The sequence below is a fragment of the Spirosoma fluviale genome, assembly GCF_900230225.1.
GTDB lineage: Bacteria > Bacteroidota > Bacteroidia > Cytophagales > Spirosomataceae > Spirosoma > Spirosoma fluviale.
In genome coordinates, this window is the sequence record NZ_OCNH01000005.1 from 278898 (window position 1) to 303046 (window position 24149).

28 protein-coding genes and 1 riboswitch are annotated in these 24149 nt (G+C 50.8%); of the genes, 12 read left to right on the forward strand and 16 right to left on the reverse strand.

Annotated features, from left to right (window positions below; genetic code table 11):
• Positions 1–6: 6 nt before the first annotated feature.
• From rplE to tnpA, 14 genes are all read right to left on the reverse strand, one after another.
• A complete protein-coding gene (gene rplE, locus CRO74_RS24335) occupies positions 7–561 on the reverse strand; it encodes a 50S ribosomal protein L5 (protein ID WP_012930230.1) in 555 nt (184 codons plus the stop codon).
• A 20-nt stretch (positions 562–581) separates the two neighbouring features.
• A complete protein-coding gene (rplX, locus tag CRO74_RS24340; protein ID WP_097129759.1) occupies positions 582–953 on the reverse strand; it encodes a 50S ribosomal protein L24 in 372 nt (123 codons plus the stop codon).
• A gap of 3 nt (positions 954–956) precedes the next feature.
• Positions 957–1325 carry a 50S ribosomal protein L14 gene (gene rplN / locus CRO74_RS24345; RefSeq protein WP_018618706.1) on the reverse strand — a complete coding sequence of 123 codons (369 nt, stop codon included), beginning with the start codon at positions 1323–1325 and terminating at the stop codon, positions 957–959.
• 3 nt (positions 1326–1328) lie between these two features.
• Positions 1329–1691: a 30S ribosomal protein S17 gene (rpsQ, locus tag CRO74_RS24350; protein WP_097129761.1), complete on the reverse strand. Its 363-nt coding sequence runs from the start codon at positions 1689–1691 to the stop codon at positions 1329–1331.
• Between the two features lie 12 nt (positions 1692–1703).
• Positions 1704–1898 (reverse strand): 50S ribosomal protein L29, encoded by a 195-nt coding sequence (gene rpmC / locus CRO74_RS24355; protein ID WP_012930234.1) that lies wholly within the window; start codon positions 1896–1898, stop codon positions 1704–1706.
• Between the two features lie 21 nt (positions 1899–1919).
• Positions 1920–2351, reverse strand: a complete 432-nt coding sequence (gene rplP, locus CRO74_RS24360; protein WP_012930235.1) for a 50S ribosomal protein L16 — start codon at positions 2349–2351, stop codon at positions 1920–1922.
• Between the two features lie 89 nt (positions 2352–2440).
• Positions 2441–3352: a 30S ribosomal protein S3 gene (rpsC, locus tag CRO74_RS24365; RefSeq protein WP_097129762.1), complete on the reverse strand. Its 912-nt coding sequence runs from the start codon at positions 3350–3352 to the stop codon at positions 2441–2443.
• Between the two features lie 6 nt (positions 3353–3358).
• Complete coding sequence (gene rplV / locus CRO74_RS24370; protein ID WP_012930237.1) at positions 3359–3751, reverse strand: 50S ribosomal protein L22; 393 nt, start codon at positions 3749–3751, stop codon at positions 3359–3361.
• A 78-nt stretch (positions 3752–3829) separates the two neighbouring features.
• Positions 3830–4108 carry a 30S ribosomal protein S19 gene (gene rpsS / locus CRO74_RS24375; RefSeq protein WP_012930238.1) on the reverse strand — a complete coding sequence of 93 codons (279 nt, stop codon included), beginning with the start codon at positions 4106–4108 and terminating at the stop codon, positions 3830–3832.
• A 9-nt stretch (positions 4109–4117) separates the two neighbouring features.
• Complete coding sequence (rplB, locus tag CRO74_RS24380; protein ID WP_012930239.1) at positions 4118–4942, reverse strand: 50S ribosomal protein L2; 825 nt, start codon at positions 4940–4942, stop codon at positions 4118–4120.
• A gap of 30 nt (positions 4943–4972) precedes the next feature.
• Positions 4973–5260: a 50S ribosomal protein L23 gene (gene rplW / locus CRO74_RS24385; protein WP_012930240.1), complete on the reverse strand. Its 288-nt coding sequence runs from the start codon at positions 5258–5260 to the stop codon at positions 4973–4975.
• Between the two features lie 3 nt (positions 5261–5263).
• Positions 5264–5893, reverse strand: a complete 630-nt coding sequence (rplD, locus tag CRO74_RS24390; protein WP_097129764.1) for a 50S ribosomal protein L4 — start codon at positions 5891–5893, stop codon at positions 5264–5266.
• Between the two features lie 3 nt (positions 5894–5896).
• Complete coding sequence (rplC, locus tag CRO74_RS24395; RefSeq protein ID WP_097129765.1) at positions 5897–6517, reverse strand: 50S ribosomal protein L3; 621 nt, start codon at positions 6515–6517, stop codon at positions 5897–5899.
• Positions 6518–7240: 723 nt separating this feature from the next.
• Positions 7241–7702: an IS200/IS605 family transposase gene (tnpA, locus tag CRO74_RS24400; RefSeq protein ID WP_097129978.1), complete on the reverse strand. Its 462-nt coding sequence runs from the start codon at positions 7700–7702 to the stop codon at positions 7241–7243.
• A gap of 384 nt (positions 7703–8086) precedes the next feature.
• Between tnpA and CRO74_RS24405 the strand changes: the two genes are divergently transcribed.
• Complete coding sequence (locus CRO74_RS24405; protein WP_097129767.1) at positions 8087–9031, forward strand: sugar phosphate isomerase/epimerase family protein; 945 nt, start codon at positions 8087–8089, stop codon at positions 9029–9031.
• On the opposite strand, the gene CRO74_RS24410 is transcribed toward CRO74_RS24405, so the two are convergent.
• Entirely contained in the window at positions 9028–9801 is a 774-nt protein-coding gene (locus tag CRO74_RS24410) for an SDR family oxidoreductase (protein ID WP_097129769.1), read from the reverse strand. The genes CRO74_RS24405 and CRO74_RS24410 overlap by 4 nt on opposite strands.
• A 49-nt stretch (positions 9802–9850) precedes the next feature.
• Here CRO74_RS24410 and CRO74_RS24415 point away from each other — a divergent pair, with 49 nt between their 5' ends.
• The 8 genes from CRO74_RS24415 (at position 9851) to CRO74_RS24450 (ending at position 20311) form a co-directional block, all read left to right on the forward strand.
• Positions 9851–11194, forward strand: a complete 1344-nt coding sequence (locus CRO74_RS24415; RefSeq protein ID WP_097129770.1) for a M16 family metallopeptidase — start codon at positions 9851–9853, stop codon at positions 11192–11194.
• A 217-nt stretch (positions 11195–11411) separates the two neighbouring features.
• A complete protein-coding gene (locus CRO74_RS24420) occupies positions 11412–12788 on the forward strand; it encodes a M16 family metallopeptidase (RefSeq protein ID WP_097129772.1) in 1377 nt (458 codons plus the stop codon).
• A gap of 91 nt (positions 12789–12879) precedes the next feature.
• Positions 12880–13089, forward strand: a riboswitch (cobalamin riboswitch).
• A gap of 63 nt (positions 13090–13152) precedes the next feature.
• Positions 13153–15111 (forward strand): TonB-dependent receptor plug domain-containing protein, encoded by a 1959-nt coding sequence (locus CRO74_RS24425; protein ID WP_179830292.1) that lies wholly within the window; start codon positions 13153–13155, stop codon positions 15109–15111.
• A complete protein-coding gene (locus tag CRO74_RS24430) occupies positions 15108–16163 on the forward strand; it encodes a YncE family protein (RefSeq protein WP_097129774.1) in 1056 nt (351 codons plus the stop codon). Before CRO74_RS24425 ends, CRO74_RS24430 begins: the two co-directional genes overlap by 4 nt.
• On the forward strand, positions 16160–16894 hold the full coding sequence (locus CRO74_RS24435; RefSeq protein WP_097129776.1) for a Dph6-related ATP pyrophosphatase: 735 nt from the start codon (positions 16160–16162) through the stop codon (positions 16892–16894). Before CRO74_RS24430 ends, CRO74_RS24435 begins: the two co-directional genes overlap by 4 nt.
• Positions 16895–17357: 463 nt before the next feature.
• The gene (locus tag CRO74_RS24440; RefSeq protein WP_097129777.1) at positions 17358–17762 is read left to right on the forward strand and encodes a hypothetical protein; all 405 of its coding nucleotides are present in this window, start codon (positions 17358–17360) and stop codon (positions 17760–17762) included.
• Positions 17763–17791: 29 nt separating this feature from the next.
• Positions 17792–18814 carry a nucleoside hydrolase gene (locus CRO74_RS24445; RefSeq protein ID WP_097129779.1) on the forward strand — a complete coding sequence of 341 codons (1023 nt, stop codon included), beginning with the start codon at positions 17792–17794 and terminating at the stop codon, positions 18812–18814.
• A 96-nt stretch (positions 18815–18910) separates the two neighbouring features.
• On the forward strand, positions 18911–20311 hold the full coding sequence (locus CRO74_RS24450; protein ID WP_097129781.1) for a chloride channel protein: 1401 nt from the start codon (positions 18911–18913) through the stop codon (positions 20309–20311).
• A gap of 21 nt (positions 20312–20332) precedes the next feature.
• On the opposite strand, the gene CRO74_RS24455 is transcribed toward CRO74_RS24450, so the two are convergent.
• Complete coding sequence (locus tag CRO74_RS24455; protein ID WP_179830293.1) at positions 20333–20485, reverse strand: hypothetical protein; 153 nt, start codon at positions 20483–20485, stop codon at positions 20333–20335.
• 252 nt (positions 20486–20737) lie between these two features.
• On the opposite strand from CRO74_RS24455, the gene CRO74_RS24460 reads away from it, so the two are divergent.
• From CRO74_RS24460 to CRO74_RS24470, 3 genes are all read left to right on the forward strand, one after another.
• A complete protein-coding gene (locus CRO74_RS24460) occupies positions 20738–21268 on the forward strand; it encodes a gluconate 2-dehydrogenase subunit 3 family protein (protein ID WP_097129783.1) in 531 nt (176 codons plus the stop codon).
• 233 nt (positions 21269–21501) lie between these two features.
• Positions 21502–23214, forward strand: a complete 1713-nt coding sequence (locus tag CRO74_RS24465; RefSeq protein ID WP_097129786.1) for a GMC oxidoreductase — start codon at positions 21502–21504, stop codon at positions 23212–23214.
• A 216-nt stretch (positions 23215–23430) separates the two neighbouring features.
• Positions 23431–24075 (forward strand): outer membrane beta-barrel protein, encoded by a 645-nt coding sequence (locus CRO74_RS24470; protein ID WP_097129788.1) that lies wholly within the window; start codon positions 23431–23433, stop codon positions 24073–24075.
• Positions 24076–24149 lie beyond the last annotated feature (74 nt).

Consider the following 24149-nt stretch of genomic DNA (forward strand, 5'->3'; position numbering starts at 1 on the left):
CGGTTGTTATTTACCACTTTTAGCAAACGGCATACCCATCGCTTTCAGCAACTCGTAACTCTCATTATCGGTGTCGGCAGTCGTCACAAATGTGATGTCCATTCCCGAAATGCGGGCTACTTTATCAATGCTGATTTCAGGGAAGATAATCTGCTCCTGCACCCCGAAGGTGTAGTTGCCACGGCCATCAAACCCTTTATCGCTAATGCCTTTGAAGTCACGAACACGGGGCAACGATACAGTTGTTAACCGGTCCATGAACTCATACATCTTCACACCACGCAGCGTAACTTTCGCACCGATGGGCATTTTCTCCCGCAGTTTGAAGTTCGAGACAGCCTTTTTCGACAGCGTCGGAACGGCTTTCTGGCCCGTGATGGTCGTCAATTCTTCGACGCCCACGTCCACCAATTTTTTATCGGCGACAGCGGCTCCAATACCTTTGTTGATGACAATTTTGCTCAGGCGGGGCACTTGCATGACCGACTTGTACTGAAATTTGTCTTTCAACTGAGGTACGACTTCGCTTAAGTATTTTTCTTTAAGTCTTGGCGTTGCCATTTTCTTAGACCTGCTTAAGGTTATTTACGACCCGCCTGGGCGGACTGATCAGGGATGAAGTTGCCTGTCTTCTTGGAGAAGCGCTGTAACTTACCCTTTTCGTTTACTTTACGTCCCGTGCGGGTAGGTTCGCCGGTGGCAGGATCAACCAGTTTCAGATTACTGATGTGGATAGAACCTTCCGTTTTTACCAGGCTCCCCTGCGGGTTAGAAGCCGTTGGCTTCATGTGCTTGGTAATCATAGCGACGCCCTCAACCCGAGCACGATCTTTTTCTACGATTACTTCTGTCACTACACCGCGCTGACCTTTCGAGTTACCACCAATCACGACGACAGTATCGCCCGATTTGATGTGAAATTTGTGTTTCGGTAGCGTTATTTTCTTCTCCATTGCTTACAATACCTCCGGGGCTAACGATACGATTTTCATAAACTGCTTCTCACGCAATTCACGGGCTACTGGCCCGAAAATCCGGGTGCCGCGAGGCTCATCGTTGTTATTGAGCAATACGGCGGCATTGTCTTCAAAGCGGATATACGATCCATCTTTCCGACGCACTTCCTTCTTGGTCCGAACAACTACGGCTTTCGAAACCGTACCTTTCTTCATACTGCTGGACGACAGGGCTTGTTTCACCGTCACGACAATCTTGTCACCGACTGATGCATACCGCTTACCTGTACCGCCCAGGACGCGGATAACGAGCACTTCTTTAGCGCCACTGTTATCGGCTACTCCTAATCTTGATTCTTGCTGTACCATGGCTTACTTCGCTTTTTCGATGATTTCGACTAAACGCCAACGCTTATTCTTGCTCAATGGGCGGGTTTCCATAACACGAACCGTGTCGCCGATACCACACTCATTTTTCTCGTCATGAACCGTCAGTTTTTTCGTCTTGTTCATGAACTTGCCATACATCGGGTGTTTCACCTTGCGATCAATCGCTACAGTGATGGTCTTCTGCATTTTATTGCTGGTCACCCGTCCGATACGCTCTTTCCGAGCGTTGCGCTCCGAAGCCGCTACAGTGGCGCTCGTTGTGGGAGCGGCTGTGGTAGGCTGTTCTGTTGCTGCTGCCACCGGGGTTACTTCCTCCTGTGGTGCTGGTGCTTGTTGCTCTTCCATCGTCGTGTCTTATTAGGCTTGCCGCGATTTAACCGTCAGTTCAGTGTTCAGGCGAGCAATCCGTTTGCGGCTCTCGCGGATGCGCATTGGGTTCTCGATTGGAGAGACCGCATGCGCGAACTTGAGTTTTAACAGTCGGTCCTGTTCTGCACCAATCTCGGTGCGGATCTCGTCGGCCGACAACCCTTTCAAATCTTCTTTTTTCATTTTGTTCGTCGCTTAGGGGTACTAGTCTTCGACTTGCTCCTGATAATCACGCCGGACAACAAACTTGGTCCGAACTGGCAATTTCTGAGCCGCCAGGCGCAGGGCTTCCATACCCGTTGCCAGATCAACGCCCGTCGTTTCGAACATAATCGTGCCGGGCTTTACTACGGCTACCCAATACTCGGGTGCACCTTTACCTTTACCCATCCGAACTTCGGCTGGTTTCTTGGTGATTGGTTTGTCGGGGAATATGCGAATCCAAACCTGGCCTTCGCGTTTCATTGCCCGCGTTACGGAAATACGAGCGGCTTCAATCTGGCGAGCGGTAATCCGACCTGGTTCCAGTGATTTGATACCGAACGTTCCGAAGGCGATTTCGTGACCGCGTGATGCGATGCCTGGAATCCTGCCTTTATGTTGTTTACGGAATTTAGTTCTTTTTGGCTGTAACATAGCTCTGAAAGTTAGCGTCGATAGTGGTTAGTTGTTTGTCGCTGTAGTTTGTGAACTGACGACTGTGAACTGACAACTGACGACAGAATTTATCGTCTTGGTCCGCCACCACCGCGGTTGCCACCCTGGCCACCAGCGCCACCCCGGTTGCCGCCTGGGCCGCCACCACGATTACCGCCCTGACCACCACCAGCAGCACCACCACGGGCGTTGCCACCCCGGTCACCACCGCGATCTCCGCCACGGCCACGACCACCACGGTCGTTACCATCCCGGTCACCACGTGGGCCACGACGGTCGCCACGATCGTTTGCCGAAGCAGTACGCTCACCGGCTTGCGCCTGGCTCATCATAGCTGCCGGAGACAGATCACGCTTACCGTAAACCTCACCTTTGAAAATCCACACTTTGATGCCGATTTTACCGTATACGGTTTGGGCTTCAGAGATAGCATAGTCAATATCAGCACGCAATGTGTGCAGCGGTACACGACCTTCTTTGTATTGTTCCGAGCGGGCAATTTCTGCACCACCTAAACGACCTGACACTTTCACTTTGATACCCTGAGCACCTACCCGAATCGCCGATTGGATAGCTTGCTTCATGGCACGACGGAATGAAATACGAGCCTGTAACTGCTGGGCAATTGCTTCGCCAACCAGTTTAGCATCGATTTCAGGGCGTTTGATTTCGAAGATATTGATCTGGACATCTTTGCCCGTGATCTTTTTCAGCTCTTCTTTGATCTTGTCGACCTCTCCACCACCTTTACCGATAACAATACCCGGACGAGCCGTGTGAATTGTTAGGGTTACGCGCTTCAGGGTACGCTCGATAACGACCCGCGCAATGGCGCCTTTCGGGATACGGGCTGCTACGTATTTCCGGATTTTCTCGTCTTCAACAAGTTTCTCCGAAAACTCTTTGCCGCCGTACCAGCTCGACTCCCAGCCCCGAACAATACCAAGTCGCAGGCCAATTGGATTTATTTTTTGTCCCATTTCTGTCTATTGTTCATTTTCAGGGGTAGAAACTTCAGCCTGGCTCAATACCGTATCAGCAGCGCTGTCTACCACAAGTGTAATGTGGTTTGACCGCTTCCGAATCCGGTGGCCACGGCCTTGTGGTGCTGGCCGAAGACGCTTCAGCATCGGACCGCCATCAACAAAAATCGTTTTTACATACAGATCGGCATCTTCAATGCGCTGATCTTCGTTCTTCTGCTGCCAGTTGGCAACGGCCGACAAAAGCACTTTCTGCAATACGTCGGCACCAGCCTGTGGCTGATATTTTAACAGGCCCAACGCCCGGCTAACGCGCTGACCACGAATGAGGTCGGCGATTAACCGCATCTTACGGGGCGACGTGGGCACATCTTTAAGTTTTGCTACTGCTTCCATGTTTGTATGGCTTTGGGTTCGGGGCAGAGGGTGGAGGGCTTAATACCCTTGGCCCAATGCCCAACGCCCTATGCTAGTTTATCGTTTGCCCTTGTCTTTCTTTGCGGTGTGACCCCGGAAGTTGCGCGTTGGTGAAAATTCACCGAGCTTGTGACCTACCATGTTCTCCGTTACATAAACCGGGATAAACTTGTTGCCGTTATGCACAGCGAAGGTGTGGCCTACGAAATCCGGCGAAATCATCGAACGACGCGACCAGGTTTTGATGACCGATTTCTTGCCCGAATCATTCTGAGCCTGAACTTTATTGTCCAGACGGAAATCAATATATGGGCCTTTTTTGAGTGAACGTGCCATGTTTATCTGTTACTTTTTGCGTCGGCTAATAATCATGCTTTCAGATGCCTTGTTCTTGTTACGGGTCTTCTGACCTTTCGCGAACTGGCCATTGCGTGAGCGTGGGTGACCACCCGATGCCCGACCTTCGCCACCACCCATTGGGTGATCGACAGGGTTCATAACTACCGCACGAACACGGGGACGACGACCTAACCAGCGATTACGGCCAGCTTTACCGACGACAACGTTCATGTGGTCGGGGTTCGATACCGAACCTACCGTTGCCATGCCTGCGCTCAGAACCCGACGTGTTTCACCCGAAGGTAAACGCAGGATAGCGTACTTGTCTTCACGACCAACCAACTGGGCGTATGTGCCAGCCGAACGGGCCATGGCACCACCTTTACCTGGTGTCAATTCAATGTTGTGAACGATGGTACCGATTGGCATCAGAGCCAGTGGCAGTGCGTTACCAACATCGGGAGTTGACCCTTCGCCCGACCGGATGGTCTGGCCTACGGTGATACCCTGTGGTGCGATGATGTAGCGTTTTTCGCCGTCAGCATATTGCACCAAAGCGATGCGTGCTGTACGGTTTGGATCGTATTCTACAGTCAAAACTTCGGCAGGCTGGCCGACTTTATCGCGCTTGAAGTCAATAATACGGTATTGCCGCTTGTGACCTCCTCCAATGTAGCGCATAGTGCGGTGACCTTCGTTATTACGGCCACCGGTTCTCTTAATGGGCTCCAGCAGACTTTTTTCTGGCTTGGAGGCTGTTATTTCCGCAAAGTCGGGTGCCACGCGAAAACGTGTACTCGGCGTTATTGGTCTTAGTTTTTTAACTCCCATGACTGATTAATTGGTAGAGCAGTGCTCGGTTTACAGGTCAGCGTAGATATCAATTACTTCGCCTTCGGCAACCGTAACAATTGCTTTCTTAGTGGTTGGGGTCTTGCCCGATACAACACGTCCGTTGATGTTCTTGCTGCGTTTCTTTCCGTATACCCGGAAGGTGTTGACAGCTTCAACGTTTACGCCATACATTTTCTCGATGGCTTTGCCGATTTCGAGTTTGTTGGCTTTTAGTTCAACCTCAAAAGCATACTTCCCCTGCTTGTTAAGGCCCGTCATTTTTTCAGTGACGATTGGTCGTTTTAGTACGCTCATGGTTTATTTGTCGAACAACGTTTGGATGGTTGACAGCGCGTCTTCGCTGATGAGCAGTTGGTCGGCGTTCATCAGATCGTAGGTGTTCACCTGCGAAGCTGTCGTAACTTTCGCCTTCTGTACGTTCCGGCTCGACAACACAACATTGGTGTTTACGTCGGGCAGGATCAGCAGCGTTTTCTTGCCCGTTACATTCAGATCGCTCAGGAACTGGATGTAATCTTTCGTGCGGGGAGCTTCCAGCGCAATGCTGTCGATAACTGAAATCTTTTCAGCTTTTGCTTTAACGGCGTAAGCCGACTGGCGAGCCAGTGCTTTCACTTTCTTGTTCAGTTTGAAGCTGTAATCACGGGGGCGAGGTCCGAAAATTGTACCACCACCAATGAATACCGGCGACTTGGCGCTACCGGCACGGGCACCACCTGTACCTTTTTGCTTCTTCAGTTTGCGGGTTGAGTGGGCATTTTCAGCACGCTCTTTCGCTTTGTGCGTTCCCTGGCGCTGATTGGCCAGGTATTGTTTCACGTCGAGGTAAATCGCGTGTTGGTTCGGCTCAATACCGAAAACCTCTTCCGGAAGCGTGACCTTTTTGCCTGTGTCCTCGCCTTTGCTGTTATATACGATTACTTCCATGACCTACTTCTCGATAATAACGTATGAATTTTTGGCTCCTGGAATTGAACCGCTAACAACGAGCAGGTTTTGCTCAGGCAGAACACGCAAAACGCGTAGGTTTTGAACCTTCACACGGTTGCCGCCCATACGGCCGGCCATCCGAAGACCTTTGAACACACGCGATGGGAACGAACAGGCACCGATCGAACCTGGGTGACGACCCCGGTTATGCTGACCGTGCGTTTGACCGCCTACACCACCGAATCCGTGACGTTTCACAACGCCCTGGAAACCACGACCTTTTGCTGTTCCAACTACGTCAACGAAGTCAGTTTCTGCAAATACGTCGGCTACCGTAAGTGTTGCACCTAGAGCCAGTTCCTGTTCGAATTCTTTGAATTCAACCAGTTTCCGCTTAGGTGTGGTGCCCGCTTTTTTGAAGTGGCCCATCTCCGGCTTGTTGCTGTGCTTTTCTTTTTTGTCGCCATAACCCAGCTGCACAGCTGTGTAGCCATCTTTCTCGACGCTACGAACTTGAGTTACGACACAGGGACCCGTCTCAATCACTGTACATGCCAGAGCCTGCCCGTCCGCATTGTACACGCTGGTCATCCCGATTTTCTTGCCAATTAAACCAGACATTTGTGTTTGTTTAAAGTAAGCAGGTAAAAAATAGGTATTCATTTCCCCGTTCGGACCTTCCGAATCGGGGCGCAAAGGTAGGAAAATAATCAGACGAATCCTATATCTGCTTAACAATCAGTCCCAAAACGACATAAAAAAAGGTCGGGCGCAAAGCACCTGACCTCAAATGGCAGACAGCACGATGCACTGCAACGTTCGCTTGCCGAAAAAGTCAGATGTGGTTTCCTTGCGGACCTTCATCCTCGTATGTCGTTAGACTCGATGTTCCGAGTTTGGGAGTGCAAAAGTATGAAATAGTTAGGAGAAATAGAAAATTTATTTTAAAGAAAGTTTTTTGAAGGCAGATCATACAGTCTATAGCTACGACGTCGCTGTTATAGTCATTACCAATTAGTTTAACGGATAAGTCGTGTTTGAGCATAAAGAGCTGATGATCCTGGTTATAGTAGGGCTTTACATAAAAGCGCGTCAATTCTGAGCAGATACTAGGTAGCGTAGGCTGGGAAAACGATTGTTGCGTCGCTACGCGACTTGGAGCCTTAATGGGATACGGTTAGGCTACAGACATTTCGTCGCTAACGCGACATCCTGGGGTACTTTTGAGTTAGTTTAATCCGGGCAAAAGGGTAACGTTTCTGTCGCATAGCGACCTGATGTTTGTAGCTCAAGATAGTAACCAGTTTCTTAAGTCGCGTAGCGACGAAATACAAGTATCAGCCACTATTCCAATGGCTTAAAGAGATAGCGATCATCATAGGGCACGTCAAACTTTTGTAAGAATGCTGTATACTCTTCTGCAAAAGTGCGCTTTCGATGATGCTCTTCCTGACTTAGAATATACTGTATGACCCCATCAATCTGTGAGTGGCCATACGAAAAGGCACCATATCCAGATTGCCACTCAAAATATCCTTTGACAATACCCTTTTCGTTAATCCACTTCGATGAACTGCCTTTGAGGTCTTGCATCATATCAGAAATGGATTGTTTAGGATTGATGCCTATGAAAACGTGAACATGATCTGACATTCCATTGATGGCTAGTAATTTATGCCCCTGATTTTGCACGATGCCAGTCATATATCTGTACAAATCTTCCTTCCAAGGTTGTAGTATGAGGCCATAACGGTGCTTGACCGCAAATACGGTGTGTAAATAAATTTGAGTGTAGGTGTTTGGCATGTTTCTTAGACGGGGATACATCCGTTCGGTCGCTATGCGACTATAAATAGGGTTGATTCATCTTGGTGCTACAACTATCAAGTCGCTAACGCGACTAAGTGGGGGGATGAGTAGGTAATTGGGTTTAGTTAGCGGTTAACGCTTTAGTCGCGTTAGCGACCTAATGTTTATAGCCTATTATAGTTCAACTACGTTCTCAAGTCGCGTATCGACGAAACTCTGTGATATAGGGCCAAGGTTGATATTGTTGGAAACCCTTCATCGTTAAGATAACCTGAATAGGCTCCCCTATTTAAAATCTTACCGATAGTACTGTACAGTAGGTTTGCCCTATTTCTTCATTTATTATAGGTATTCCAAAAACGCCTGAATTCTTAGCTCTTCATGTCTCAATCTGTAACTCGCCGTCAAACGCTCGCGGCTCTGACTGCCTCTGTAGGCGCATCACTATCGACCAATTCGCTGCAAGCCATGCCTGTGCCAGCCGCTCAGTCTCCGTTCACGATTTGCCTGAACATGAGTACCATTCGGGGGCAAAAGCTTGGCTTTGTGAAAGAACTAGAAGCCGCTTCGAAAGCTGGGTTCCGGTCGGTTGAAATATGGATTGAGACGTTACAGACTTACCTGAAAAACGGCGGAACAACGGCAGAGGCTCGCCGGATTCTGAGTGATAACGGAATAAAGGTTGAAAATGCCATTGGCTTTGCTCCCTGGATCATCGACGATGAAACGGCCCGCGCCAAAGGACTTGCTCAACTGAAGAGCGAGATGGAAATGCTGGCCGAAGTCGGTTGCAAGCGCGTCGCGACTCCGCCCATTGGCGCACAATCGCCGGGGAGCCCCAAAGTCGATCTATATAAAGCGGCCGAACGCTACCGGGCTATTCTCGAAATAGGCGACAAAACCGGTGTGGTGCCGCAACTGGAACTATGGGGTTTTTCTCCTAACCTGAGCCGACTGGGCGAGGTGATGTTTGTTGCCATTGAAAGTGGCCACCCATCGGCACGGGTACTGCTGGACATTTATCATCTGTACAAAGGCGGTTCAGGGAATACAATGCTCCCGCTGGTGGGGAAATCGGCCATTGAGGTATTTCACGTGAATGACTATACGGCCAACTTCACCCGTGAGAAGATCGTTGATGCTGACCGCGTTTTTCCAGGCGATGGCGTGGCACCGATTCGCGAGACGCTAAAACTCATCAAGCGAACCGACCAGCCTATTGTTCTCTCCCTGGAGGTTTTCAACAAAGAGTATTATGCGCAGGACGCCCTGACCGTTACCAAAACGGCCATGGCGAAAATGAAAGCAATGGTAGCCGGAGTTTAATACGCCCAGGCCATCAGACCACCATCCGCCGAGATCGTTTGCCCCGTCACGTAGCTTGATGCGGGCATACAGAGGAACGACACCACCGACGCCACTTCTACCGGTTCGCCGACGCGATTCATGGGCGTTCGTTTCAGAATACCCGCTAATTTCTCAGGATTGGTCAGTACGGGAGTTGCCAAAGGGGTATTGATGTACCAGGGCGCGACCGAATTGACCCGAATGCCATCCGCAGCCCATTCGACCGCCAGGTTCCGGGTAAGCTGGATCATGGCCGCTTTGGTCATGCCGTATAGCGAGCCGCTGCTGGTATGCGCCAACCCCGATACCGACGAAATCATGACAACTTTCCCACCCGAAGACGATTCTTTTAAGAGGGCATAAGCCGCCTGGGTAAGTTCATAGGCCGATCGCAGGTTCGTATTTAGCACATGGTCATACTCCGCCGGGCTGTACTCGGCGGTGGGTTTTCGAATGTTGGTGCCCGCATTATTGACCAGAATGTCCAGACTCCCCCAATTTGTCGTTACGGCTTCTATTACCTGAGCCGATGTGCCGGGTTGGCTCATGTCGACGGCCAGTCCATCCACAGTATGGCCCTGTTGCCGGTAATCGGTTAGTTGTTGCTGGAGAAGCGTATTGTCCCGCGCTACAATGAAAACAGAAGCGCCGAGGTCGAGGAATTGCCGCACGATGGCTTCGCCAATTCCTTTAGTTCCGCCCGTTACGAGGGCACGTTGGCCGTTAAGCGACCAGAGTGATTGGTTCATGAGCTAAAGGTCATTAATTTTAGCTTTTCACCAAACTAAAACTGCTCCCATGGACAAACGAATGAGGCTTCTGGCCGTACTGACGCTCGTTACAGGCGTTGTGCTGGCGCAGAATAAGCCTAAAGCCGAGGATGTACAAACGTTCACGCTGAAGAACGGCATGAAATTCATGGTTCTCGAAGATCACTCCATTCCCAACGCCAATTTTTACACGTTCTGGAAAGTTGGCTCCCGTAACGAAGTACATGGTATAACGGGCCTATCGCACTTTTTTGAACACATGATGTTCAACGGTGCCAAAAAGTACGGCCCTAAACAGTTCGACCGCGTGATGGAAGCCAATGGCGGATCGAACAATGCCTACACCACGCAAAATACGACGGTGTATACCGACTGGTTTCAAAGCGGTGCCCTTGAAACAATCTTCGATCTCGAAGCCGACCGGATTCGTGATTTGGCCATTGACCCCAAGATGGTCGACAGTGAGCGGGGCGTCGTTTTGTCGGAGCGGAGTACGGGGCTGGAAAACAGCAACTACCGGGTTATCAGCGAACTGGTACAGGCAACGGCCTTTGTCGAACATCCGTATATGTTTCCGGTGATTGGTTTCGAGTCGGACATTAAGAAATGGACGCAGGCCGATCTGGAACGGTATTTTAAAACGTATTACTCATCAAACAACGCCGTAGCCGTTGTGGTGGGTGATGTAACGGCCGCGCAGGTGAAGAAGCTGGCGGAGCAATACATCGAGCCTATTCCGGCCCAGAAACTCCCCGATAGTCTGCGAACCGTTGAGCCACCCCAGAACGGCGAACGACGTGTGACGACCTACAAGGACGTGGCCACACCGAATATTCTGATGGCTTACCATACCCCAGCCACAAGTCATCCGGATTACTACGCCCTCGATCTGCTAAGTGGTGTGTTAAGCTCGGGAAACTCATCACGACTGGTGAAATCGCTGGTGCTCGACTCAACCATCGCATCGCGGGCCTTTACCAGCTTTGGCGAATCATTCGACCCGAGTCTATTCTCAATCTACGCCATTGCCGCCAGTGGTATTTCGGCCGAAAAACTGGAACAGTCCGTGCTGCATCAGATTGACAAAGTAATCAACGAGGGCATTACGGATGCGGAACTGCAAAAGCTGAAGAATCAGAAACTGATGGAGTTTTACCGAACAATGGAGTCAATCAACGGGAAAGCTAATTCGCTGGGTACCTACGAACTGTTTTTCGGTGATTATAAAAAACTCTACGAGGCCCCGGCTCTCTACGAAAAGGTGACCAAAGAAGACGTTCAGCGGGTAGCTAAAACATATCTGACCAACCGAAATCGGACCGTTGGTTATCTCCTGCCGGAACCCAAAGCTAACCCGGTCAAGAACAATTAAACAACTCAATTTTCGGTCGCATAGCGACTAGATGTTTGTAGAAACCCGCTTGTCCTTCTTGGTTCCTGGTCGCGTAGCGATCGAATGATGCCATTGACAAGTAAAATAATAGGTTTCGTCGCTAAGCGACTAAGTACATCCCTAATCGAAATAACTACAAACATTTCGTCGCTAACGCGACCCGTATGTCGATTCAAAAATTAACTGACATCCCTCAATGAAATATATACTTACCTTATTCATTACCTTGATCATAACGGGAGCGTCATGGGCGCAGACGTTTAAAGTGCCACCCTATCAAAAAGTAAAGTTAAAGAATGGGCTGACGGTCTATTTGATGGAACAGCATGAGGTACCGCTCATCAATGTCTCGGCCGTGTTCGATGCGGGGGCGGTGCAGGATGGGAATCGGTACGGGTTGGCCAGCATGACGGCCGATGCGCTGCTGTTTGGCAGTTCAAAGTACACTAAGGCACAACTGGAAGAGAAAATCGAATACGTAGGAGCCAGTGTGGATACCTATGCCGGGAAAGAAGTGGCTAAACTAAGTGCCTCGTTTGCCGTAAAAGATCAGGATCTGCTCTTCGACATTATTCAGGACGTACTTACGAAGCCAACCTTCGATCAGGGTGAATTTGATAAGTACAAACAACGCCAGTTACTCCAGTTGACCCAGCAGAAAGAAAGCCCACGGGGCGTTGTGGGATCGTACTTCAATAAGTTTGTATTTGAGGGCCACCCCTATGCGAACCCACTGACCGGGACGCCTAACTCGGTATCGGCTATCTCGGCGAACGATGTCCGGCAGTTTTATCAGAAGAACTTCACGACCGACCGGGCGGCCATTGCCATCGTGGGCGACTTCAACACAGCGGCCATGAAGAAACGCATCACCGACCTGTTTGGTACCTGGAAAACAGCTCCCGCCACATCGCCCGCGCTAACGGACCCGGTCGTTTCGTTCGACAAAAGTCGCGTGTTGCTCGTCAATAAGGATGATGCTCGTGAAACAACGTTCTTGATTGGCGGAAAAGGCATCACCCAGAATAACCCCGATTTCATACCTGTTACCGTTGTCAACACCATTTTGGGCGGGCGGTTTACGTCCTGGCTGAACGATGCTCTGCGCGTAAATTCCGGCCTGACGTACGGGGCCAGTAGCCGGTTTGGCACATTCCGCAAGAGTGGTACCTTCGCTATCTCGACATTTACGAAGGTCAGCACGACCACGCAGGCGATCGACATGGCGATACAGGTACTCGACAGTCTGCACCGGACGGGCATCGATGAAAAAACGCTTTCGTCGGCTAAAAACTACGTTAAAGCCGACTTCCCGCCGAGGTACGAATCGGCCGCTGAACTGGCTAACCTGTTGACGGATATGTTCAGTCTGGGCTTCGATGAGTCGTTCATCAACAACTTTCAGAAGAACGTCGACGGGCTTACAGTGGCCAGAACCCGGCAGATTATTGATCAGTACTTCCCTAAAGACAAGCTTCAGTTCGTCCTGATCGGCAAAGCGGAAACCATTCGCGACAAGGTGAAGAAATACGGAACCATCACCGAAAAAGAAATTAAAGCCGAAGGGTTTTAAATAAGTAGCGCTACTAATAAAAAGCGGCACTGGGAACACAATGAATAGATTTCTTCGTGTTCCCAGTGCCGCTTTGTGTAAATAACCCTACCTTTGCTGTCGAGTTATCGGTGCCTGATGCTGTTTCGTAGCAGCTTTCAAGGCTTAAAAGGGAAGTTGGTGCAATACCAGCGCTGTCCCCGCAACTGTAAGTCTTACCTAAAATCGGTTCAATCTACATGACCACTGCGCTGACTATCAGCATGGGAAGGTCCGAACCGACAAGACGAGCCAGGAGACCTGCCGAAGACCATCCGTTGTTCTGGCGTTCGGAGGAAACGCCCCAACCGCGTGCTGTCGGTCACTTTGGTGCGCTGGCGTTTATATGCACATTTTGTTCAGGAAGATAGTGGGAAAGAAAGCCCTTTATTGGTGGCTGCTGATGCCGTTTGTCGGTCCGTTTATGGCGTATAACGGATATGGGCAAATGGATTCGTCGGTCGTGTCATTATCGGCGGTGACAGTGCGGGCCATCGCACCCGAACGGTTTCTGGCAGGGCAGAAGCTCCAGCGTATTGACTCGGCCACGCTGCTTCAATTCCGGTTCGGTTCGCTGACCGATCTGCTGGCGTTGAATACGCCGATAGCATTCAAGAATTACGGGCCGGGACAATTGGCTACGGTGGCCTTTCGGGGTACATCGGCCAGTCATACGGCGGTGCTCTGGAATGGCATCAACATCAACCAGCCGAATCTGGGTCTGACAGATTTTTCTACCCTGCCCATCGCGGGTTTCGACCGGCTGGCGGTTCAGTACGGCTCGTCGGCCAGCGTGGTTGGCTCCGATGCCGTGGGGGGCAGTATTCTGCTGGGCAGTAGCCCCGTTTGGAAGTCCGGCGTTCAGGTAACGATTGGGCAGCAACTGGCCAGCTTTCAGAATAATAATACGCAGGTGGGCGTTCGTTACAGCACCGGGCTGGGGCCGTCCTGGACGTTATCGGGCAAGACATTTGCTTACCGAAACCAGTTTAACAATGCCTATCCGTATACCGAGCGCCGAAACTATTTTCTTGAACGATCTACAACGGCGCAGCGAGGCCTTGTTCAGGATTTGTACTTCATGCACAAAAGCGGTCGGCAATTGTCCGTCAATGCCTGGATTACGGACAACGATCTGGTACTGGCACCACAGGACCCTATTGCGCGGGAACGCACCCGGACGCAGTCGGCACGGTTTCTGACCACCTACGAAACCAACCTCCTTACCCTGCGGCTGGGCTGGATTCACGATGTGCTGGACTACGGAAAAGGAGACTTCGTATCGCCCGACCATACCGAAACGGATCGGTTCATTAGCCGCGTTGAGCGGGAGTTTTCCTTAATTCCTCACAAAGAGAATCTGTCGCTGAACCTGCGCGTTGGGGGCGAGTGGTCGCACTACCGCACCCGGACGGATGGGTACGGCGATCAATTGATTCAGGAAGATCGGGGCGATTTGTATGCTTTACTCCGCTTACAAACCAGTCGCTGGCTGCTGTCGGCCAATATACGGCAGGCGTTTGTTACGCGCTTCAATCCGCCCGTCACGCCATCCCTCGGTGCTGAATACAAACTGGCACAGGGCAACCGGTTCGCGCTGACCGCCAAAGGGGCCGTTAGCCGTAGTTACCGCGTCCCGACCTTGAATGAACGCTACTGGATTGAGCTGGGCGACCCAAATTTATTGCCCGAAGACGGATTCAATCTGGAAGCCGGACTTGCCTCGACCGTTGTCCTGAACGAACACCTTACGCTAACATCGGACCTGACAGCCTACCGAAATCGGGTAGATAACTGGACGTACTGGAATCCAACGACCAATTACCACGTCGAAAACCTGCAACTGGTGGTGGCGCGTGGGGGCGAGTTGACCTTAAACCTCGCTTACGCGCGTGACAGCTGGCGGGCGGGGGTTCGGGCGGGTTATGCGCTGACGCGGTCGTCGCAGGAGCGGGCGTATGACGCCTACTCGCAGGATGTGATCGGCAAGCAACTGGTCTATGTGCCGCTTCATACCGAAACCATCAACGCTTATCTTCAACGGGGCAAAACCCGGCTGACGGTGCAAACGCAAGCCAACTCCCGCCGGTATATCACCTTCGACAACAGCCAGTTTTTCAAGGGGTCTACGCTAACCAATGTGTTACTGGAAACGACTACCAAACTAGGCCCGGTGCCAGTTCGGCTTCAGGGACAGATCAATAACGTATTCGACGCGCTGACGTTCAGTGTGAAGCGGAATGCTTTGCCGGGGCGCAACTGGGCACTCAATGTTCTTATCAATTTACCATCTAATACCCAATGAATTACCAACCAACGAAAGGAATCCTGATGGGCTTACTGGCCCTGACCCTCTGGAACTGTAAAACCACTGACCCAGAGCCAACGCCCTACGAGTCGGGCGTACTTATATTGAATCAGGGTAACTTCTCCCAGAATAACGGGACAATTTCGTTTCTGTCACGTACCGGCACTTCCGTGGCTACCAGTATCTTTCAAACCGCAAACCCGTCGATGTCGATTAGCGGTAGCTTACAGGGGTATACTGATGTAAACGGCAAAGGCCTGATTCTGGTCGATAACAGTACCGCCGGTCAGGATAAGGTTGAGATTGTGGAGTCTGCAACCTTTAAATCGCGGGCTACGCTGAAAACTCCAGATATCGAAAACCCACGTCAGGTTATTTCGGCAGGTCCGAACAAGGCGTATATCAGTTGCTGGGACGTTTCCGGCGATTTCAGTGCAGGCACGTTTTACAAAGATCCTGGCTACATTGCCGTTGTCGATTTAAATACCAACGCGGTGATCAAGAAAATACCCGCCGTGAAGGGTGTTGAAAAGATGGTCGTTGCCGGAACTGAAGTGTTTGTAGGCAGTGGCAGCTACACCGGTAGCAAAACACTCTTGATCATTGATTTGAACACAGACACGGAGAAACAACGGATCGACTTCGGTTCAACTCCCGAACCCATTGCGGTCGATGCAACTGGTAAACTGTGGATACAGGCAGGTAATGATCTGGTACAGATTGACCCGGCAAGCCGGATCGTTGCTAAACGAATAACGTTTGCAGCCGCGCCGAGTTCGGTAGTAATCAGCGCTGACAAAAGGGCCTTTTATTACACATTGAGTGGTAAAACCTACCGCCTGCCCATTGAGGCTACTGCGGCTCCGGGTAGCCAGATTGTAGCGCGCTCGTTTAGTGCGTTAGGGATCGACCCGCAAACCAAACGAATTTATGGCAGTGTCATTCCGTCCTACGCACAAGCGGGATACGTACTTCGCTATGAAGAAAGTGGCGCATTGGTCGACTCGGTTAGAGCTGAAATTGCCCCTTTCGGGTTTTATTTCCGGTGAGTCGCCAGCGAGCCATCATGAACTGGAGCGGGGGCAAAGATTCGGCCCTCGCTCTGTATCATAGCCTCCGTTCCGAGCGGTGGGATATACAAACATTACTAACCAGCGTCAACGAACAGTTTGGCCGGGTGAGTATGCACGGCGTTCGTACGGAGCTGCTGACTGCCCAGGCCGAGCGGCTCGGTATTCCGTTAACCTTATTAAAGCTCCCCGGCGATGTGTCGATGGAGGAGTATGACGACCGGATGCAAACGACGCTTCAGGCATTGACGCAACAGGGTAGTACCCATTCTATTTTTGGGGATATTTTTCTCGAAGACCTGCGTCAGTACCGGGAGGAGCAATTGAAGCGGGTAAACATCATCGGCGCGTTTCCTCTCTGGCAACGTAACACCACCGAACTGATCCATGAGTTTGTGGATTTGGGCTTCCGGGCGGTGCTTGTCTGCGTCAATGACAAGCAACTTGGTGCGGAGTTCGTCGGGCGTGAGCTGGATCTGGATTTATTAAGAGACCTCCCCAAAAACGTCGACCCTTGTGGCGAAAATGGCGAGTACCACTCGTTCGTGTACGACGGGCCTATCTTTTCAAGCCCCATTTCCTTCACAAAAGGCGACATCGTCCGCCGAACGTATGCGCCCTCTGGCGGCACCGACTGCCATTCCGATCAGGCCGATAGTCGTTGGGATACGGGCTTCTGGTATCAGGATTTAGTAGTGCCGGGCTTGTAGTACCGACCGTTCCGGTCGGGCGATTATGACTATTTTTTATATACACCCGACCGGGACGGTCGGTACTACAAGCCCGGCACCACAGGCTCGTATTCTCCAACAGCACTAGCGGCAGGTAGCTATTCCAGGTGGAGGTGAACTTCACTTCGTTCAATAAGCCCGTCAAGTGGGTGCCCAGCACAACTACCGCAGCCCAGCGCCAGACGGGTAACTGTTGCCAGACAACAGGCTGTACAAATGGAGCCAGTTCCTGAAAGGGGATACTGATAAAACGAATCAGCTGTGGCATCATTTACTTATGGAATATGAATAGTTGCAGGGAATGTTCGGTTGATAAGATACCGTGCAACAAAAAAGCAATTTCGGAGTAGAAGCGTTAACAGGAAAGTAAGAACAGGTTTGAGGGTTTCGATTAGGTATAGCACGGGTTAAAACCCGTAGGTACATTTAGGCAGTCAACGTTATGAAAAAGCAATTGGTAGCATTAGCATCGCTATGTCTGATGAGCTTGTCGGTTATAGCGCAAACAAAAACAGCACCGGCTGTTCCGTCATCCATTGTCGCGGCCATCGAGGGAATTACCAGCAAAAGGTTCGTGGCCGACACCACCTATGGTGCATTAACGACGCAGGACGATTCTCTGCTGGCCAAAGAACCAAGAGCCAACTGGAGTCTGCTTCAGGAATCGGGTAATATGAGCTACTCGAACCTGGTAATTGGCACCCGTTCGTATCAGTTGTTAATCACAAAGTCGCCGAAAGACGTACATGCAACGGCAACCCTGCTTCGGTACACAACGCCAAAATCCAAACCCGAACCCATTGCGCGGGGAACATTACAGCCAAAAGCGGAGGATAAGTCAAAGTAAAAACGGAGCTATAACTGGCTTTTCCTGCCATGTTAAAGAAAGGATACTTTATGTTTCTGCTGCTCCTGATGGCAGTTTCTGTAAGAGCGATTGGCCAAAATGCCTCTGGTCAAACCAGTATTATGCCCCGAATGCGGGTAATTGTCGATAACGACTTTAGTGGCGACCCGGACGGCCTGTTCCAGTTGGCTCATTTGTTGCTGTCGCCTTCGGTTGAGGTGAGGGCTATAATCGGTTCGCATCTACGCGTAGGAGACGGGTTCGATAATTCGACTACCCAGGCCGATAATGCCGCCCAAAAGGCAAGGGAGCTTGTCCAGATGATGGGCTTGAAGACCGCCTTTCCCATCATGGCGGGGTCGAACACCGCTATGCCAAACGACAGTACACCCGTAAAAAGCGAAGCGGTGGCGTTTATCATCCGGGAAGCCTTACGCACCGATACAAAATTGCCTTTGTATGTTCTCTGCGGGGCCGGGCTTACCGAAGTGGCTTCGGCATTGCTGACCAATCCGCAAATCGCCAATAAACTGACGCTGGTCTGGATCGGCGGCCCGGAATACACCGATCTGGCACTTCCGCCACCAAATTATTCTACGCCGGAGTATAACCTTAATATAGACATTGCCGCAGCGCGGGTTGTGTTTAACCGAACAACCCTGCCGATCTGGCAAATACCCAGAAATGCTTACCGGCAGGCCCTGCTGCCCTATTCGCAGCTTTTAGTAAAGGTGAAACCACACGGTAAAGTGGGGAAGTATCTGGTTGATGTTCTTGAGCAGCTAATGGCCCGGATGAAGCAGTATGGACTCAACATTGGGGAAACGTATGTGCTTGGCGATAGTCCGCTGGTGTTGCTCACGGCCTTGCAATCCTCCTTCGAGGCCGACCCATCTTCCAGCGAGTATGCGCTTAGACTGTCTCCGCGCATTACGCCACAAGGGACGTACGAATACAACCATGCCGGTCGGCTGATCCGGGTGTATAACCGGTTGGATATTCAATTGATGTTTACGGATTTCTTTGCCAAGCTGGAGTTGATGAACAGGTAAGGTGCAAATCTTAAAATTTGCTTAGAGTTTACTTTATCCTCAACCAGATAGATAGTTCGGTCGTTTAGTAGGCATTAAAGATTTATCTACTACCGAATGGCCGATAGACCTTCCCGATATGCGCAGGTGCTGGCCTGGCTCGATCAACACATTATTCGGCGGCTATATACCGAGCGCATTCGCCGGGTTATTCTGCAAAGTTTGCCGTTCTGGGTCGCTTCGCTGCTTACCGGCCTTGTGGCAGTCGGTTATGAAGAACTGTTCGTATTAGCGGAAGATATTAGTTTCACCTGGATTGAGGCAAATCCACTGCTGGTGTTTGTGCTGACGCCTTTGGGTTTTATTCTGGCCTGGCTGCTGGTACGAAAACTGGCTCCGGCGGCAAGGGGAAGCGGTATTCCGCAGGTAATGGCCGGTATCGAACTCTCCAATCCTACATCGCACGGACGTATTGGCTACCTGTTGAATTTGCGGGTGGTAGCGGTAAAAATTGTGAGCAGTCTGGTCTTGCTGGCGGGCGGTGGGGTCATTGGTCGGGAAGGGCCAACGATTCAGATTTCGGCGGCTATTTTTCGGGCTATTAATCGATTACAACCGGCGGGCTGGCCTCAATTGTCTCGCCAGATTGCCCTCGTTACGGGTGGAGCTGCCGGGCTGGCGGCTGCATTCAATACACCCCTTGGCGGAATCGTTTTTGTGGTCGAAGAACTTACGCAGACGCATATCACCCGCTTTCGGACCGCAGTGTTTACGGCCGTTATCATTGCCGGTATGACGGCGCAGGCCATTCAGGGGCCTTATCTCTACCTTGGTTTCCCCAAAGTCACGGCCTCCACCGGCTGGTTTCTGGGCATCGTGGTGCTGGTGGCTATGTTCTGCGGACTGGCGGGTGCCGTATTCGCCAAAACCCTGTTGTGGGTGAATGCCTATCGACGTCGGTTCACCACATTGTCCCAGCAGGCCGCCTGGGTAGCCGGTTGTGGGCTGATCATGGCAACTCTGGCGTATGTAATCGGTACCGATGCCGTTGGAACGGGTAAACCCATCATCAATCGGTTGCTGTTTCAAAATGATCACCTGACCCCTTGGTATCTCTTCCCGGTCCGATTTGCGGGTATGGCACTCAGCTACAGCAGTGGAGCCGCCGGGGGCGTTTTTGCGACTTCGCTCAGTGCGGGGGCTATTCTTGGTGATGCCCTCTCCCGGTTAGCCCGCGTAACCCCGAGCGATACAAATCTGGTTATTCTGGTCAGCATGGTCAGCTTCCTGACGGGCGTCGTTCGGTCGCCATTCACGGCGGCTATTCTTGTGCTGGAAATGACCGACCGGCATTCGGCCATTTTCCAGTTGCTCCTTGGTGGCCTTATGGCGCAGGGAGCCGCATCGCTGATCGACCCGGTTTCGTTCTATGAGCATTTAAAAGAAGGATTTATCAAGGAAACACTGGCGCAACCTGGCGCGTCGCCACCGGCCGTTGTGCGGAGAGAGACCGACTAATATTCTTTTCCGAAAGCGGCCCTAGGTCAACATAATGGGCGCTTTCGAGTCGAGTTCGAGACAGCAACGGGCCAGCGTAAACGGAATCAGAATAGCCAGATAGGGCGACAGCAGAACAATCAGGATAACCAGTACATAGATGGGCCAGTAGGAGATGTGAAAGTCGATCACCACAAGCTCAATACCGATCAGGAAACGTAGTCGACGGTAAGGTTGCCTTTAGTTGACGAATCAAAAAATACCTGGGTAGTTTGTTCTTGTTTTTTAATGCCATCCTGTGTAGATGCTTCATCGAAAAATAGAAAGAATCAAACATTTATCTGGTTTATTATGAGTTCACAATCAGGCTTTTTGGCATTAATTCCTTAGTATTGGAGAAAACTTTGTTTATCAAACCTTACTATACTAACAATACTCATCTCATATATGCAACGTAGAGAAGCCCTACAACAGGCAGCCTTAATGATGGGGGTTATGCTATCGGCTCCCACGCTGGCGGGTGCTATGGGGCGCGTGACCAATACGGGTCCAAGCCTAGCCGTCTCGCCCGATCAGGAAGCCTTGCTGGCCGAGGTAGCCGATGTGATCATCCCAACTACCAGCACACCAGGAGCCAAAGCGGCCGGTGCTGAAAAATTCATTGTTCGGGTTATGCGTGATTGCTACCCCAAAGCCGATCAGGAAAAATTTTACGCAGGTTTGGCCAAGCTGGATGCCGACAGTAAAACTAAATTTGGCAAAGGCTTTGCCGCACTGGAAGGAGCCCAGAAAATTGAGATGGTCAAACAAACCATGACTGCCGACAAACCCTTCTTCCTGCGTATGAAAGAGCTAACCACTACCGGGTACTTTACCTCCGAAATTGGTGCCACCAAAGCCCTAGAATATCTACCCGTTCCGGGCCAGTTTAACGGGTGTATGCCCATGAAACCCGGCCAGAAAGCGTGGGCATTGTAAATAGTATGTAGGAGCGAGTAGTGAGGAGCCATCCGGCGGCATTCATCATGCCTCAGCCCTCCTCACTCCTAGTACTCACTCCTAGTACTGACTCTTAACAAATGAGTAAGTAGTAAGCAGTGAACAGGGTGATCGCGCCATCAAACGGCATGCCGGTCCGCCGACCGGCTGAGGCTGCGGTGCGGTCAGCCCTCCTCACTCCTCGCTCCTCGCTCCTAACTCCTCAAAAAAACATGTATCTCAATATAGATTCCATTAAAGACCAGACTTACGATGCCATTGTCATTGGGTCGGGCATATCGGGTGGCTGGGCCGCTAAAGAATTGACCGAAAAGGGCCTCCGGGTACTAATGCTCGAAAAAGGGCATAAACTCGATCACGTAACGGACTACGAGTACGCCATGAAAGATCCCTGGCAGACCCAGTACAATGGTCGGCTGACGGAAGAGCAGAAGGAGTCGCACCCGAAGCTGGCGCGCGATTACCCGTACAACGAGATGACCCAGAATTACTGGATGAAGGATACCGACTCGAACTACAAAGAAGTAAAGCGGTTCGACTGGTACCGGCCAAATATTGTTGGTGGTAAATCCATTATGTGGGGTCGGCAGTCGTACCGGCTGAGTGATATTGATTTTGGTGCCAATGAGCGGGAAGGTATTGCCGTCGACTGGCCTATTCGGTATAAAGACGTAGCGCCCTGGTATTCCTACGTCGAGAAGTTTGCCGGTATTTCAGGGGAAAAACTAAACCTGCCCCAACTGCCCGACAGTGAGTTTCTGCCACCCATGGAAATGTATTGCGTGGAGAAGGAAGTTCGCAAGCGGATCGAGAAGAACTTCCCCGGCCGAACCATGACCATCGGACGGGTAGCTAACCTGTCGAAAGCCGCTCAGGCGCAGATGGGCGTTGGCCGGGCCTCGTGCCAGTACCGGAACAAATGTTCGCTGGGTTGCCCGTACGGTGCTTACTTCAGTACGCAGTCGTGTACGTTGCCACCAGCCGCCAAAACGGGCCGGTTAACCCTGCGTCCCGATTCGGTCGTGACCGAAGTGATGTACGACGAGAACAAAAAGCGGGCAACGGGCGTCCGCATCGTCGATGCCGTGACCTTACAGCCTAAAGAATATTACGCCAGCATCATCTTCGTGTGTGGCAGTACGCTGGGCTCAACAACGGTGTTGCTGAACTCAAAATCGAACCGCTTCCCAAATGGTCTGGGTAACGACTCGGAGCAATTGGGTCATAACCTCATGGATCACCACTTCCGCATCGGTGCATCGGGCGATTGGGAAGGCGATCTGGACAAATACTACATTGGTCGGCGGGCCAATGGTATTTACGTACCCCGCTACCGTAACATTGGTGCCGACAAGCGCGATTATGTGCGAGGCTTCGGTTATCAGGGTGGTGGCAGCCGTCAGGGCTGGCAGCGCAACGTGGCGGAATTAAGCTTCGGGGCCGATTATAAGGAAGAGCTGACCAAACCCGGTCCCTGGACAATGGGCTTGGCCGGTTTCGGTGAGACGCTTCCTTACCACGAAAACCGGATGTATCTCGATAAAAACGAGAAAGACAAATGGGGTATGCCGCTGGTGGTGTTCGATGCCGAACTTAAGGAAAACGAAAAGAAAATGCGGATCGACATGATGAACGATGCCAAAGAAATGCTGGAGGCATCGGGCGTTAAAAATGTCAAATCCTATGACCGGGGCTCGTATCTGGGCATGGCGATTCACGAAATGGGTACCGCCCGTATGGGTAGCGATCCCAAAACATCGGTACTAAACGGCAATAACCAGATGCACGCCGTCAAGAACGTTTTCGTAACGGACGGTGCCTGTATGACCTCGGCCTCCTGCGTGAACCCCTCGCTAACGTACATGGCCCTCACCGCCCGCGCGGCCGACTTCGCCGTTAAAGAGATGAAGCGGAAGGTTATTTAATGAGTTCTTAAGCTAAGTAGTAGCCCCCGTTGTGACAGAAACTGGTCACGGCGGGGGCTAGTTTTTGCTGTACATTGATAATTAGTTCAGACAAACTGGGGGCTATTGCAAAACTCTGGAGGTAGTTGAATAAGTTTACTTTGTTAGTAAAATAGCAAAGTAAACTTATATGAAATTACACTTATTCAATGGTTTTTGTTTTTAACCTATAACACTATGACAAAAATCTACTTCCGAATAGTTATCGTGAGTCTGTTTCTAAGCTGTGAAGTTTTCGGTCAGGAACCAACGAAACGTAGCTTCTTTGCTATTAGAACGGGTTATGTACACTCTGCCAGCAACCTGATTTATTCACCAGATGCGATGAATTATGGAACAAATGTAGTTGGCGTAGCTGATAAAAGCGGGTTTTATGGAGGAGCTTTCTATCAACATACTGTAGGAAAATCATTCGCCTATCGGGTAGACCTTACTTATCAGGAAAAAGGGTCAACCCAAAACGACCAGCTCGGCAACTATATGTATTCACTACCCTATAATTATGTTGGCGTGACGCCACTGGTTGGTATTACACCCGTAACTGGACTAGGGATTTTTGTTGGTCCTGAAGCCAATTTACGCGTCAATTCGATACCAACTGGATCAGGTACTCTTACCGTGTCGCCCACAGCAATTGAGCTGGGTATAAGCAGTCGGCTGTCCTATCGTTATAAAGCAATAGGCGTGGAGGTAAGCTATTTTAAAGGCCTGAACCAGTATTATACGTTCAATCTGGGAGGACCCGTAAAAGTCGACTTTAAGAATCAGAATTGGCAGGCAGGTATTTTCATCATACTGTTTCAATCCAAACAAAATAAGTGAGTTATACCGGCAGACTTTACCTAACTTAATGGGTATAAATAGCTGTAAATCTCACTTTAAGGAGCAGTACTCAG